The following is a 14,481-nucleotide window of genomic DNA, read 5'->3' on the forward strand; positions in this document are numbered from 1 at the left end:
AATATGGGCAGAGTCTGCGGCGAAAGAAAGAGCCGCGCGCGGCAAATCCGAACCGAAACGCTAGCCATGCTGACAGGGGATGTCAGCATTCACGCCTCACACGTCCAGGAACACCAGCTACCGCCACGCACGGCACGGAGGATTATCAAAGCAAATTTCCACTCCACGGCGTTTTAATGTATACTGACAAACAGGGAGAGGATTTCAGTATGAGTAGTCTTTCTGAAGCAATGCGTACAGCCTGGGCCGAATATGAATGTCGTCCAGAGCGCATGATCAAAATAGACTTCGGCCCGGATACTATCCGCGTCGCACCTCCGACGGTAAAGGCCTGGCTGGCGCTGGAACATGTACTTGCCTCGCACGGATACGACATCCGCATCGAGGACACTGACAGCTACAATTGCCGGGACATGAAGTCGGGCAAGGCGAAAAGCCTCCACGCCTATGGCATAGCGCTCGACATCAACTGGAAGACCAACCCCTATATCGACCATGCCGGTCAGCGCAAACCGCGTTTCTCGGACAACGTCACCCAGAGTGGCCGGGCACAGGATGTCCGGCTCGGCCGCGCCGACACCGACATGACCCGTGGCATGGTCGATGCTGCACTGGCGATCAAGACCGTGGCGGGAAAGCAGGTCTTTGGCTGGGGCGGCGACTGGCGCACGATCAAGGACGCCATGCATTTCCAGATAGAGGTGACACCGGAGGACCTCGGCGAGGGCATTGATTGGTCCACAGTGCCTGGAGCAGAGATATCGACGGGATCCCATGACAATGACACTGCGGCAAGCCACGGCGAACAGGAGAACGCAAAAATGGAACTACCGAAAAGCTTCTTCGACACCGTCAGAGCCAGCCTGTTCGGCGGGACATTGTCGCAATCCGCAGTCGACAACCTCAACATCATAACCGGCTACTGGCTGGAGCATTATCGAGGGCGGCCCCTGAACCAGCTGGCCTATATTCTGGCCACGGTAAAAGCAGAGGTCGGCGCCAATATGCGGCCGGTCCGCGAGGGCTTCGCCAAGGATGACGCCGACGCCCGCAAGAAGCTGGCGCACCGGCCTTACGCCAAGTCTGACGGCCCCTTTGGCCACGCCTATTACGGGCGCGGGTATGTTCAGCTCACCCATCTGGAAAACTACAAGACCCAGAGCGACAAGCTCGGCATTGATCTTGTGAAGTTTCCCGACAAGGCGCTGGAAACCCCGATTGCGCTGCAGATCCTCGCCGGCGGCATGCTGGCCGGGGATTTCAACGGCAAGGGCTTCGGCCTCGGTCACTATGTCAACGAAACCAAGCAGGATTTTGTTGGCGCGCGGCGTACCGTCAATATACAGGACCGGGCCGATGAAATCGCCGGCTATGCCGAGCTCTTCCTGGCCGCACTTCGGCTGGCCAATCTCGATGCGATCGGCGCTTCCGTGCCAGCGGACTCTCCGACCCCCGTGCCTGCACCGGGGACCGTGGCGCAGGGCTGGACCGGCGGCGAACTGGCAGAAACCAACGCCCTGCTCCGGCTGGTGATTGCCAGGCTCGATGCGGCAGCCGGCATCACGCAGCCATCCGCAGTTACAGTTGCCCCCGCCGCCGTCCCGAAGCAGCCGAGTCAGGCCGCAATGGCCTTGCTTCAGCAACTGGGGCTTGGATCGGTGCCGCCGGAAAGACTGGCCGCTCTGCTGACCGAACTGGAGAAAGCGGGCGTGATCGTGCCGGGCCAGAACCTCACCCCGGTCAACCGCGCCCTCGGCGAGACCATCGGAAAGGCACTCAACGGCAAGAAGACCGTTATCGGCATCGCCGGATTGCTGGTCTCGATTTTCCTGCCACAACTGGCGCCTCTGACCACCTTTCTGACCAACATAACGCCGGCGGACGGAGCCCTGGTTGTGCCAGCAACGGATGGAACAGCACAAATTGCCGTTGAGTCACTTCAGAACAAACTGATGCCGCTCGCCGCCATCATCGCCGGATGGGGCGGTCTCGGTAAAATCGACAAATGGATGCACAAGCCGACAATCAACACGCTTGCCGAACTGTTGGCAGCAGCCCGGAAGTAACCGGTGGGCTTTCGGTGAGACCCCATCGGAAGCCTGCACCCGCGCTACGGGCAAAGCAGCCCTTCCAGGTAATGCTCGCCGATCCCGAACATCGCCTTGATCTCGGCAATCTGTTTGAGCACCGCCTCGCGGTCGCGGCCGATCCGGCCGTCTTTTTCGGCGACGATCAGATTGTTTTTCGGCGTGTGCGCATCGGAAACGAATTCGAACACCTTTGTGCGGTACCCGTTGAGCTCAAGCAGCAACGCACGAAGCGTGTCGGTGACCATCTCGGCCTGACGCTCGACGAAGATGCCGTGGCGCAGCAGCGGCTCGAGCCTCACGTCCGCCTGCCCCGCCTCCATCTCGCGGCGGATCTGCTTGTGGCAGCAGGGCGCGACGGCGATCAGCGCGGCCCCGGCGGCAATACCCTTGAAGATCGCGTCGTCCGTCGCCGTGTCGCAGGCATGCAGGGCAATCACCGCATCGGCCTTGCTGGCGTCGAATTCCATGATGGTGCCGGCCTCGAAACTCAGCCCCTCAAAGCCTGAGGCCTTGGCCGTGGCGTTGCCGTCAGCCACCAGCTGATCGCGCATTTCAACGCCGACAATGCGGACAGGGTGTTTGGCCACGGTGGCGAGATAGTCGTAGAGCGCGAAATCGAGATAGCCCTTGCCCGCCCCCATATCGACGATCAACGGCCGCTCGACCTTGATGGCGCCAACCAGCGGCGCGAAGATCTCCACCATCTTGTTGATCTGGCGGAACTTGTCCTGCGCATCGTGGCGGATCGCGCCGTTCTTGCCGGCCAGCCCCAGCGCCTTGAGCCATGGCTTGCCGGTCTCGGTCAGTGGCCGGTTCTTGGTGCGGTTGTGCTCGGTCGACGGCGCCTCGCGGCCCGCCACTTCGGTGCGCTTGAGCCGTATCTTGGCCCCGTTGCGCTCGAACATCATGTCGAACCCGGTGGTCGCCAACTGGGCGCTGCGGAATTCGCTCGCGAGGCCGTGACGAAGAAGTGCCAGCGTCTCGTCTTCCGGGTGGTTCTTGATCGTGTCACGGGTCTTGTAGCGGTAGGTGAAGGAGTATTTCTCGCCCGCCTTGGTCGAGATCTTTTTGACCAGAACCGCCTTGAGATCCGGCTCGTCACCGTGATAGCCGCCAAGCTTGAGCTGCACCAGCGATCCGTCCGCGAAGGCGGCACGCAAGGCGGTCAACAATTCTTCGATGCGATCGGGAGGATTCACGGGCATTCCTTCGGGATTGGCAGGCCGAACACTGGATGTCCTGCCTCAGGTCGCCTTTTCTACCCGTGCGGGCCGGAGAAGCAAATCGGCAGCGTTAATTTTGATGTTCGGGTTTTCGGCGCCAATGGCACAACCCTGCTTTCGCCCCCGGCACGGCGAAAGAACGATTTGGTTTGTGCATCCAATTCGCAATTCCCGCGAAGGTTGGATCTGTATTTGTCCTGCCGGATTTGACATCATTCCCGATGTCTAGAAGATTTGGATGAGACTGCGACCATGTACGTATCGGGAAAAAACTGATGAAACCGCTGATGTTTGCTTTGATTTTTGTTGCAACCGCAGGATCGGCACTTGCTGACTCCTGCCATGACAGGTTTACCGAGCTTCTGGTGGAGGGAAATCAAGAGATGGGCCCGGTGCGGATCCACATTACCCAGGAAATCGTCGGAAGCACTACGAGCGTGAACTATCATCACAGCGATGGTGAGGGGAACGGGATGACAGAAATGCTCGAGCCTGCCGAAAGTCCGTGGTCCCTCTTTCTGGGAGACAAGATGTACATGTCGACCGACAAAGGCGAAAACTGGAAATTCATAAATTCGTTCGATGCCGAAAAAAGCCGCGCAGACATGAAGTCAGGACTGACGAATGATGCAGCGGCAGCGACCGGAATCCTGTGCGGCGAAGAGGAATTCGATGGCACTTCCCATGAGGTTGTCGAGGGGACCTATGCATCCTCCATGTTAGACGGCGCGGAAATCTACAACAAATATTGGGTCAACAAACAGACCGGCTGGATTTCCAAATCCTACAGCCATACCAAGAGCACCGGATTCGAATCCAAAACCACGCAGGTGATCGAATCCGTTTCCGATCTGGCACTACCCAAGCCCGAATAAATGGACCAAACAACCGGCAATTGGCACCCGGCGCAGGTGATGCCGGGGTTTCAATGACCTGCCGGCAAAGAGACTTTCATGCGAACGGGGGCTTGCATACCGGGAGCGGCAAGGATCACCGCAACACCCGTATCCAGCGCGCCAGGTTGAGCAGGCTCGTGAGCGCCGCGGCGACATAGGTGAAGGCTGCGGCCTTGAGCACGCTGCGGGCGCCGGCGATGTCGTCTTCGGCGAGATAGCCGCCTTCGCGCAGGATCGGCAGCGCCTTGTTGAAGCTCGCGTCATATTCGACCGGCAGCGTGACCAGGTGCACCAGCACCCGCACACCCAGCAGCCCGATGCCGATCACCGCCATGCCCAGCATCGCACCTGGCGTGCGCAACGCGATGGCCAGCACCGGGGCGGCGATGAAGAACACCGAAGCGATTTTGTCGGTCACCATGGCGACGCCAACCAGCGACTGCCGAAGCGCCAGCCCGCGTTCGCCGCGATGATGCTGCAGCGCATGGCCGACCTCATGGGCTGCCACGGCGACCGCGGTGAGGCTGGAACCCTTGTAATTTAACTGCGAAAGACGCACCACCCGCGCCTCGGGATCATAATGATCGCCGGCATCGGTGGCTTCGACCCCAACGCCTTTGAGCCCGAAGCGCTCCACCAGATGCTGCGCCATCTCTCCGCCGGTGCCTGGAAAATCCGGCCGGTCCTCGCTGTGGCGGCGCATCGTGTGCCCGACCCAGAACTGCGGCGCATAGACAAGGCCCAGCACCAGCAACACGCCCAGGATTCCAAGAATCGCCATGTCAGTCTTTGTCCACGTCGAAAGTTTTCATGGTCATTAGATAGGTGCGGCGGCCGTCCGATAAAGGGTCACAGCGACGCATACAGCCGAAGGATGCCAAGACGCGACTGATCCCCGCTTGACGAACAGGCAGATGTGGCCTGTTGTAAGCCATTGCCAGACATGGCCGCCCCTGCCCCGATCCATAGATACGGGACTGATCCGGAAAGGAAGCGATCCGATGACACGCCCGATGTTCCACCCGCTCACAGCCCTCGCCACAGCCAGCCTGATTGCGCTTGCGCCCGTTGCCGCAACCGCGCAGGAGGCGGCGATCTTTTCGCGTATGGATGCGGTGCATCCGGTCTGGGCGAAATCGGCCATGGTCTCGGTGCAGGAGGCAGTGGCGGCCGAAGTCGGGCTTCAGGTGCTCAAGGAGGGTGGCAACGCGGTGGACGCCGGCGTCGCCGTGGCACTGGCGCTGGCCGTCACCCTGCCCCGCGCCGGAAACCTTGGCGGCGGCGGCTTCATGATGGTGCATGACACCGAGAGCGGCGAGACCAAGGCGATCGATTACCGCGAGATGGCGCCGGCAAGCGCGACGCGCGACATGTATCTCGACGCCGAGGGCAATGCCGACACTACTCTGTCGCGCTTTCACGGCCTCGCCGTCGGCGTGCCCGGCACCGTCGCCGGCATGCAGCTGGCGCTCGAGACCTACGGCACCATGACGCTTGAACAGGCCGCGGCCCCGGCGATCAAACTGGCTGAAGACGGCATCGTGGTCACCGCCGATCTGGCCGACAGCCTCAAGGCGCTCGAAAAGCGGCTGAAGACCTGGCCGGCCTCGGCCACAATCTTCTTCAAAGAAGATGGCAGCTTCTATGAGCCCGGCGATCTGATCAAACAGCCCGATCTCGCCGCAACGCTGAAGACAATCGCGGCGGAAGGCCCCGATGGTTTCTACAAGGGAGAGGTGGCAGAGAAGATCGCAGCATCGGTGCAAGAAGCCGGCGGATCAATGACGGTCGAGGATCTGGCGAACTACAAGGCGGTCATCCGCGAGCCGGTCAGCGGCACCTATCGCGGCCACGAGATCGTCTCGATGCCGCCGCCAAGCTCGGGCGGCACCCACATCATCCAGATCCTCAATGTGATGGAAGGCTACCCGATCGGCTTCCTCGGGCACAATTCGTCGGACACCATTCACCTGATGGCGGAAGCCATGAAGCGCGCCTATGCCGACCGCTCGGAATATCTGGGCGACCCGGATTTTACCGACGTGCCGGTCAAGGCCCTGACCTCGAAGGACTATGCGGCGAAGATCCGCAACGGCATCAGCCTCAACCGCGCCACCCCGTCAGACACGATAAAGCCCGGCAAACTGGCGCCATACGAGAGCGGCCAGACCACGCATTTCTCCATCGTGGACAAGGACGGCAACGCCGTGTCCAACACCTACACGCTGAATTTCTCCTATGGCTCGGGCATGACGGCGGCGGGAACAGGCGTGCTGCTCAACAACGAGATGGATGATTTTTCCGCCAAATCAGGCGTGCCGAACGCCTACGGCCTGATCGGCGGCGACGCCAATGCGGTGGAACCGGGCAAGCGGCCGCTGTCCTCGATGAGCCCGACCATCGTGCTGAAAGACGGCAAGCCATTCCTGGTCACCGGCAGCCCCGGCGGCTCGCGCATCATCACCACCACGCTGCAGGTGATTTCCAACATGATCGACCACGGCATGAATGTCGCCGAAGCCACCAATGCCTCGCGCATCCACCACCAATGGCTGCCCGATGAAATCCGCGTCGAGGATGGCGGCTTGAGCCGCGACACGGTGGCCGCGCTTGAGGCCAAGGGTCACAAGACTGTGGTCAAGAGCGTGATGGGCTCGACGCAATCGATCCATGTCGATGCGGAAAAGGGGCTGTTGCTGGGGGCATCGGACCCGCGCCGCACAGGATCAGCGACGGTGGGGTATTGAGGGGGAAAGCAGTCGTCATCGTCCAGCCTCTCCTCTCGTCATCCTCGGCCTCCGAGCCGAGGATCCAAGCCCAAACCACTTTGCGGACTGGCTTGGTTTTGGATCATCGGGTCAAGCCCGAGGATGACGATGGAGGGGGCGTATCATGGCGAAAATTCGATGACGGAGTTGGCCTACCGGTTACTGGCGCTCCTAGGTCAATCGCCTCTCACCGCCCGCCATGCCCCGTCAGCGCAAGCCACACCTGCCCCAGCAGCAGCGGCACCAGGCTTGCCGCGGCCGCCAGCACCAGCCCGTCAAGACCCGGCCAGGGCAGGCCGAGGAGGTTGGCCAGCGACGGCAGCCCCACTGCAAGGCCGATCAGTCCGAGGCACAGCACGATTGCGCCCCAGACGTAAGCGTTGCGGGTGACGTCGTTGCCGATGAGCCCGGCATCGGGATCGCGCATGTTGAACACGTTCCACAATTGCGCCAGCGCCAACGTCAGGAATGCCACGGTGACGGCGGCGGCGGGCGCCAATGCCAGCCAGGTGAGCGCCAGCAGGAAGGCGCCGAGCGTGGCAATGGTGATCAGCCCGCCCAGCACGGCGATCAGCCGCCAGCGCGGACGATCCAGGATCTGTTCCTTCGGATCGCGCGGCGGCTTGCGCATCACCTCGCCGTCGCCCCTGCCCAGCCCCAGCGCAAAGGCCGGGAAGACATCGGTGACCAGGTTCAGAAACAGGATCTGTAGCGGCAACAGCGGCATCGGCAGGCCGGCGCCGACGGCCAGGCCGACAACCAGAACCTCGCTGACATTGCACGACATCAGATAGACAACGAACCTGCGGATGTTGTCGAAGATCACCCGCCCCTGCCGCATCGCCGAGATGATGGTGGCGAAACGATCGTCGCGCAGCACCATGTGCGCCGCCTCCTGGGCAACCTGGGTGCCGCGCTTGCCCATGGCGATGCCGATATCGGCCTTCTTCAGCGCCGGCGCGTCATTGACGCCGTCGCCGGTCATCGCCACCACGTGTCCGGCTTTCTGAAAGATCGACACCAGCACGAGTTTCGTTTCCGGCGCCACACGCGCGAACACGTCGACGGACAACACCCGCCGCCGCATCTCTTCACTGATCCCATCAGGGTCGATTCCGGCGAGCTCGTGGCCTTCGATCACCTGCAACGCACCGTCTCCGAGGCCGGCCTGCCGGGCGATCGCCGCCCCGGTGTCGGCATGGTCGCCGGTGAGCATGATGACCCGGACACCGGCGGCGCGGCTGGCGCGGATTGCCGGCGGCACATCCTCGCGCACCGGATCGTTGAGACAGACCAGCCCGACAAGCGTGAGGCCCGCATAGGGGTCGACCTCACCGGTTTCGCTGTGCCTCATCGCCAGCCCCAGGAGCCGGTTCCCGGCTTGCGCGGCTTTCGAACTCCGGTCTTTCCAGGCTTTGCGGGTGGCGTCATCCAGCGGGCGCGGACCATCAGGGCCGAGACCATACGCGGCGCTGTCGATGACAGCCTCGGGCCCGCCCTTCACTGCAACCAGGAAACGGTCACCGTCTTCATGGACCGTCGCCATCATCCGCAACGCGGGATCGAAAGCATGCTCGCAGACCTCCGGGAAATTCTCGAGGAGTTCGGACTGGGACAGCCCGGCTTGATCCGCCGCCTGCAGCAATGCCAGTTCCATCGGATCGCCGGCGCGTCCGTCCTCGCCGCCATCGCCGAGATCCGCATTGGTGCACAGCGCCCCGATCCGGATCGCCCAGCCAAGCGCTTTGTCTTCATCGGGATCGAGCCGTGCATCGTCGCCTGTGAGGATGTGTCCGCCACCGTGCGCGGAAAGGCCGATGTCGTGCCCCTCAAGCAGGTAGCCCACCACCGTCATCCGGTTTTCGGTCAGCGTTCCGGTCTTGTCGGTGAGGATCACCGTGGTGGCGCCCAACGTCTCGACCGAGGAGAGACGCGTGATCACCGCATTGCGCCGGGCCATCCGCCACATGCCGCGCGCCAGGCTGAGGGTGGCAACAACCGGAAGCCCTTCGGGCACAGCCGCCACCGCCAGCGCGACGCCGGTCTGGATCATCGCGACCACATCATGGCCGCGCAGAATGCCGGCGCCGATGGTCAGCGCCGCAAGCACGAAGGTCAGCCACACCAGCCGGTGGCCGAGCCTGTCAAGCCGCCGTTCCAGCGGAGCCGCTTCACTTTGCGCGCGCTCAACGAGATCGCTGATCTTGCCGATTTCGGTGGCCATGCCGGTGGCCACCACCAGGCCCTCGCCGGTGCCTTGCGTGATCGCGGTGCCCTTGAAGGCCATTGATGTCCGGTCGCCAAGGACCGCCTCGCGGTCCGTTGCAGCCTCGGATTTGATCTCCGGCACCGATTCGCCGCTCAGCACCGATTCATCAGCCTGGAGATTGAAGGCCCGGCTGATCCGCAGATCCGCTGTCACCACATCGCCGGCCTCGAGAACGACGACATCGCCGGGCACGAGTTGATGCGCATCGACCATCCGCGCCTGCCCGTCGCGCCGCACCCGCGTCCTGATCTGGGCGATGCGCATCAGCGCTTCCATCGAGCGGGCGGCCCTGAGTTCGGTGAAGAAACCGATGGCACCGTTGAGCACGAGCACCACGATGATGGCGCCGGCCTCCGCCACGTCACCGAGCAGGAACGACATCAGCGCGGCCGCTGCCAGCAGCCAGACGATGACACTGTTGAACTGGTGGGCGAGAATGGCGAAGACGCTTCGGGTCTGCTGCCGGCGCAGCTGGTTGGGCCCGCAGGTCGCCAACCGCTCACGCACTTCAGACTGGCTCAGCCCGGTTTGAGGGTCGGTCTCCAGCAGGGCGGCGACATCGGCCACGGAAAGCGCATGCGGGTTTTCAGGCCTGCCTTTTGTCACGTGAATGCCTGCCTTTGAAACGGATGCGGTTGGCTCGCCCGCCGCGGAGTAACCGCGACAAACAGACAGACAGAACCACATAACCCGTCACATCAGCATGACCGAGATCAATTGCCGGCCAACCAAACCCAGATGCCTTACGGCTTGCCCTTCTCCCAGACCACCTCCTGGCCGTAGAGCGGCACGGTGGAGATGTTCATCTTGGCCGAGCCGTCCTGCACCTGCTGGGAATTGACCAGATAGATCAGCGTGTCGTTGGTCTTGTCGTAGATCCGGCGCACCACCAGGGATTTCCAGACCAGCGAACGTGATTCCTTGAAGACGACGTCGCCGTTCTCATCCAGATCGATGTCGCCGACTGTAATCGGCCCGGTCTGGCGGCAGGCGATGGAGGCGTTGGAGGGATCCTCGAACCAGTTGCCCTTCGACAGCCTGTCGATGATGCCGCGTTCGAAATAGGCGACGTGGCAGGTCACGCCCTCCACCTCGGGGTCGCTCACCGCATCAATGATGATGTCATTGCCGGTCCAGTCGACACCGACTTCGCCGACCTGTTCGGCCGATGCCGGAACCGAGAACAATCCCACGCAAAGAGCAGCGGCAACCATGCGGGCGGACAGCAACGGGCGGGTTTTGGCGAAAATGGTCATACTGGATCTCCATTTAGGGACGGTCTGGGTCTTGGCAGCCTGGGTGTTGCCACACTGGAATGGGACGCAGTGGGCTTCTGCACACTGGACAAATACGGACAAGCCACCGCCGGTTCCCTGCCGATACGCTTGTCGGCCATCCATCTCATATGGGTGCGACACTTTGCGAATGAAAGTGCTGCTGAAATGGGGCTGCGGCAACCCTTCCGCTTGGCATCACCGCCGCGCCACGCTAGATACGGGGTATGACACCACAGTCCACAATCCAGCAGCATGGACATTCAGCATTGCGCCCGGCAAAGGCTGCAGTGCCGTTTGTCGTCGGCGGGCTCGCGCTTGCCGCTGCCGCGGTGCTGACCGGCCTGGTCTTCGCCGCCTGGACATCCAATGGTCCGGCGCTGTTCCACGCGCTCGCCGCCAGCGGACTGGCTTGGTGCCTTTGAATTTCTGACATCAACGTTGTTCCGGATGCGCATGGCCCCTGGTCTCGAACGCCCGGAAACAGACTGGAGACCCCGATGAAAGCCTTTCGCACCGTGCTCTGGGTATTGATTGCCATCATGGCGGTGGCACTTGGCTGGCTGACCTATGAATGGCAGCGCACCGAAAACGCCATCGCCGGCAAACCCTATGGCGTGCCCTTTGAACTGGTGGACCAGACCGGCGGTCCCATTACGGAAGCCGCCTTCCGCGGCCGACCCACGGCGCTGTTCTTCGGCTTCACCCATTGCCCCGAAATCTGCCCGACCACGCTGTTCGAGCTTGACGGCTGGCTCCGCCAGGTCGACCCGGAAGGCGGCAGGATCGGCGCCTATTTCGTGACCGTCGATCCCGAGCGTGACACACCGGATCTCCTCGGCGAATATGTCTCCGGCGTCACCGACCGCGTCATCGGCATTTCCGGGGAACCGGATGACATTTCCGGCGTTGTCAAAGGGTTCAATGTCTATGCCAAGAAGGTGCCGCTTGATGCGGGCGATCCGGACGGCGACTACACCATGGACCACACCGCATCGGTGTTCCTGCTTGACGCTGAAGGCCGCTTCAAAGGCACCATCGCCTGGGGTGAGAACCCCGATATTGCGGTCAGGAAGCTTGAAAACCTGATCAAGGGCTGACCTGATCGGGACGCAACGCGGCAGGGAGCCGGAATGGAAGACATCGTTCTCAAACTGGCCGTGATCGGGGCTGCGGGCATCGCCGCGCAATGGTTTGCCTGGCGCCTGCAGCTTCCCGCGATCGTGCTGCTGCTCGCCGCCGGCTTCATCGCCGGACCAGCCACCGGTTTTCTCGATCCGGCCACGGATTTCGGCGACATCTACCGGCCGATGGTCTCGATCGCCGTGGCGATCATTCTGTTCGAGGGCGGACTGACGCTGAATTTCAGCGAGATCCGCGAGACCTCCAAGGCAGTGCGCCGCATCATCATGTACGCCGGACCCATGGTCTGGGGCATGGGCGCGCTTGCCGCTCACTATATCGGCGGGCTGAGCTGGCCCACAGCCATCGTGCTCGGCGCCATTCTGGTGGTCACCGGCCCGACAGTGATCATGCCGCTCCTGCGCCAGGCGCAGCTCGATGCACGCCCTGCCTCGCTGCTGCGGTGGGAGGCGATCGTCAATGACCCGATTGGCGCGTTGTTTGCCGTGGTCGCCTTCGAGATCATCCTGGTCTATGTCGGCCTTCATGCCGCCGACAATCTGCCCTTGCTGTTCCTGTCGGGCTTTGGGCTGGCGATTGGCGCGGGCTGGGCGTCGGCGAAGTTCATTGTCTGGACCTTCGTGCGTGGTCACGTGCCGGAATATCTCAAGGCGCCGGTGCTCTTGTCCTCCGTGGTTGCCGTTTATGCACTGACCAACATGGTGCTTGAGGAATCCGGCCTGCTCACCGTGACCATCATGGGCGTGGTTCTGGCCAACAGCCGCATCGCCTCGCTCACCGACATGCGCCGCTTCAAGGAAACCATCACAACGCTTCTGGTCTCGGGCGTTTTCATCATTCTGACGGCCTCGCTGAGCATGGACGACATCCGTTCGCTCGATCTGGGTGCAGCGCTGTTTGTGGCCGTGCTTCTTCTGGTCATCCGCCCGGTCGCGATCATGCTCGCCACCATCAAATCCGGCGCCACCATCCAGGAACGGATCCTGACCTCCTGGATCGCGCCACGCGGTGTGGTCGCCGTCGCTGTCTCGGGCCTGTTCGGAACCCTGCTCGCCGATGCCGGCGTAGAGGATGCGGGCCGAATGGTGGCCTTCACCTTTGCGGTGGTGGTCACCACCATTGTGCTGCATGGCTTTACCCTCAAGCCACTCGCCGCCTTCCTGAACCTCAAGAAAGCCTCCAAGCCCGGCATTCTGCTGGTTGGCGGCTCGCGCTGGTCCACTGCACTCGCTGCAAAGCTCAAGGAGGCGGATGTGCCGGTGATGCTGGCCGACCAGAACTGGAACCATCTGGCGGAAGCACGGCTCGGCAGCATTCCGGTCTATTTCGGCGAGGTTCTGTCCGAATCCGCACATCACGCGATTGATCCAAAACGTTTCTCCTCACTGATCGCCACCAGCGACAATGACGCCTACAATGCGCTGGTCTGCACCGATTTCGGCCCCGAACTGGGGCGCAATCACGTGTTTCAGATCGGCCGCATCGATGAGAAGGCCCGCCAGTCCCTGAACTTCACCCTCGGTGGTCGGCCTTTGACGAAGGAACCCGTCAGCTTTCTCGACTTGCGCGAAAAGCTGCTCGCCGGGTGGACCTTCCAGCTGACGCGGCTCACCGACGAGTTCGGCTGGAAAGCTTACGCGGACTCGCGTCCCGCAGGCGCCATCATCCTGTTGTGGATCAAGCCTTCGGGCGCGCTGGTCTTCGCAGCCACCGCGGCAGGCACGCCCGGCGCCAATGACCGGATCCTGGGCTTCGCCCTGCCCAAGGATGATGCGCGTGCGGAAGCCGCCAGCCAGACCGCGCGCAAGGCCGAGGCCACCGCCGCCATCAAGACGGCCGAAGGCAATGATTCCGTCACGATTGACGAGACGAAAGGCAAAACCAAGTGAGCGACCATCGCTATTACGTCACCACCAACGAAGCGGGCGCGGCCCGGGCGCTGGATCTGCTCAGTTCGGTCTTCGAGGATGAGGGTTATCCCGTCGCCACCATGGAAGTGGATGAGGACAAGGGCCAGTGGGAAGCATCAATCTATGTTGCCGGTGATCCGGACCCTGCCTTCAAGGACCGTATCCGCGACTGCCTTGGACCGGACTTTGCCGGATCCACACTTGAGATCGAGCAATTCGGCGATGTCGACTGGATCGCCAAATCACTTGAAGGCCTCAAGCCCGTCCGCGCCGGGCGCTTTCTGGTGCATGGCGCCCATGACCGGGAGGCCGTAAGGGCAAATGACCTGGCCATCGAGCTCGAGGCCGGCCAGGCCTTTGGCACAGGGCATCATGGCACCACCGCAGGCTGTCTGGAAATGATCGAGCGGGTGATGCGCGCAAGCCCCGGCGGCCCGCGCGGGCTCGATCCGGTGCTCGATCTGGGCACAGGCTCCGGCGTGCTGGCGATCGCCGCGGCAATGCTGGGCCCGGTCCATGTGCTGGCAACCGACATCGACCCGGTGGCGACAAAGGTGGCAACAGCGAATGTTCGCCACAACCGGGCGGCTACCCAGGTGAAATGTGTCACCGCGCCCGGGTTTCACTCCACCGCTTTCACCAGCGCCGGGCCTTTCGGCCTGATCATCGCCAACATTCTGGCCCGGCCGCTGATGCGCATGGCGCCCGACATCAAGCGCCACCTCGCACCCGGCGGCTCGGTGATCCTCTCGGGCATTCTCGAAGGCCAGCGCCGCCAGGTGCTCGCCGCCTTTAACGGCCAGGGCATGCGCCATCAAAAGACGCTGTGGCGCAATGGCTGGGTGACGATTCATCTCACCTGAGTGATGCGACATAAGCCAGCGCCAGGACCTGAACAGCCCGTACCA

Annotated in this window: 11 protein-coding genes; 7 read left to right on the top strand and 4 right to left on the bottom strand. The window is 62.5% G+C overall.

What is annotated here, in order from left to right; all coding sequences use genetic code 11:
- Positions 1 to 209: 209 nt before the first annotated feature.
- Positions 210 to 2,066 (top strand): M15 family metallopeptidase, encoded by a 1,857-nt coding sequence (locus tag HPDFL43_RS21440; RefSeq protein ID WP_169743256.1) that lies wholly within the window; start codon positions 210 to 212, stop codon positions 2,064 to 2,066.
- A 44-nt stretch (positions 2,067 to 2,110) separates the two neighbouring features.
- Here the strand turns inward: HPDFL43_RS21440 and HPDFL43_RS15615 are convergent, their stop codons facing one another.
- On the bottom strand, positions 2,111 to 3,289 hold the full coding sequence (locus HPDFL43_RS15615) for a class I SAM-dependent methyltransferase (RefSeq protein WP_210165601.1): 1,179 nt from the start codon (positions 3,287 to 3,289) through the stop codon (positions 2,111 to 2,113).
- Positions 3,290 to 3,588: 299 nt separating this feature from the next.
- Here HPDFL43_RS15615 and HPDFL43_RS15620 point away from each other — a divergent pair, with 299 nt between their 5' ends.
- On the top strand, positions 3,589 to 4,188 hold the full coding sequence (locus HPDFL43_RS15620) for a hypothetical protein (protein ID WP_007198350.1): 600 nt from the start codon (positions 3,589 to 3,591) through the stop codon (positions 4,186 to 4,188).
- Positions 4,189 to 4,303: 115 nt separating this feature from the next.
- Here HPDFL43_RS15620 and HPDFL43_RS15625 read toward each other — a convergent pair whose 3' ends face one another.
- Positions 4,304 to 4,990 (bottom strand): zinc metallopeptidase, encoded by a 687-nt coding sequence (locus tag HPDFL43_RS15625; protein WP_007198351.1) that lies wholly within the window; start codon positions 4,988 to 4,990, stop codon positions 4,304 to 4,306.
- A gap of 220 nt (positions 4,991 to 5,210) precedes the next feature.
- On the opposite strand from HPDFL43_RS15625, the gene ggt reads away from it, so the two are divergent.
- Positions 5,211 to 6,956 (top strand): gamma-glutamyltransferase, encoded by a 1,746-nt coding sequence (ggt, locus tag HPDFL43_RS15630; protein WP_007198352.1) that lies wholly within the window; start codon positions 5,211 to 5,213, stop codon positions 6,954 to 6,956.
- Positions 6,957 to 7,164: 208 nt separating this feature from the next.
- On the opposite strand, the gene HPDFL43_RS15635 is transcribed toward ggt, so the two are convergent.
- Both HPDFL43_RS15635 and HPDFL43_RS15640 read right to left on the bottom strand, forming a co-directional pair.
- Positions 7,165 to 9,852 (bottom strand): cation-translocating P-type ATPase, encoded by a 2,688-nt coding sequence (locus HPDFL43_RS15635; protein WP_040450336.1) that lies wholly within the window; start codon positions 9,850 to 9,852, stop codon positions 7,165 to 7,167.
- Positions 9,853 to 9,989: 137 nt separating this feature from the next.
- Positions 9,990 to 10,502: a CreA family protein gene (locus HPDFL43_RS15640; RefSeq protein ID WP_007198354.1), complete on the bottom strand. Its 513-nt coding sequence runs from the start codon at positions 10,500 to 10,502 to the stop codon at positions 9,990 to 9,992.
- A 245-nt stretch (positions 10,503 to 10,747) separates the two neighbouring features.
- Between HPDFL43_RS15640 and HPDFL43_RS15645 the strand changes: the two genes are divergently transcribed.
- The 4 genes from HPDFL43_RS15645 (at position 10,748) to HPDFL43_RS15660 (ending at position 14,436) form a co-directional block, all read left to right on the top strand.
- Positions 10,748 to 10,945, top strand: coding sequence for a hypothetical protein (locus HPDFL43_RS15645; RefSeq protein WP_007198355.1), 198 nt, complete (start codon positions 10,748 to 10,750; stop codon positions 10,943 to 10,945).
- A 75-nt stretch (positions 10,946 to 11,020) separates the two neighbouring features.
- Positions 11,021 to 11,620, top strand: a complete 600-nt coding sequence (locus tag HPDFL43_RS15650) for an SCO family protein (RefSeq protein ID WP_007198356.1) — start codon at positions 11,021 to 11,023, stop codon at positions 11,618 to 11,620.
- A gap of 33 nt (positions 11,621 to 11,653) precedes the next feature.
- Positions 11,654 to 13,552, top strand: a complete 1,899-nt coding sequence (locus tag HPDFL43_RS15655; protein ID WP_007198357.1) for a cation:proton antiporter — start codon at positions 11,654 to 11,656, stop codon at positions 13,550 to 13,552.
- Positions 13,549 to 14,436, top strand: a complete 888-nt coding sequence (locus HPDFL43_RS15660) for a 50S ribosomal protein L11 methyltransferase (protein WP_007198358.1) — start codon at positions 13,549 to 13,551, stop codon at positions 14,434 to 14,436. The genes HPDFL43_RS15655 and HPDFL43_RS15660 overlap by 4 nt, the downstream gene beginning before the upstream one ends.
- Positions 14,437 to 14,481 lie beyond the last annotated feature (45 nt).

The sequence above is a fragment of the Hoeflea phototrophica DFL-43 genome (assembly GCF_000154705.2).
Classification (GTDB): domain Bacteria; phylum Pseudomonadota; class Alphaproteobacteria; order Rhizobiales; family Rhizobiaceae; genus Hoeflea; species Hoeflea phototrophica.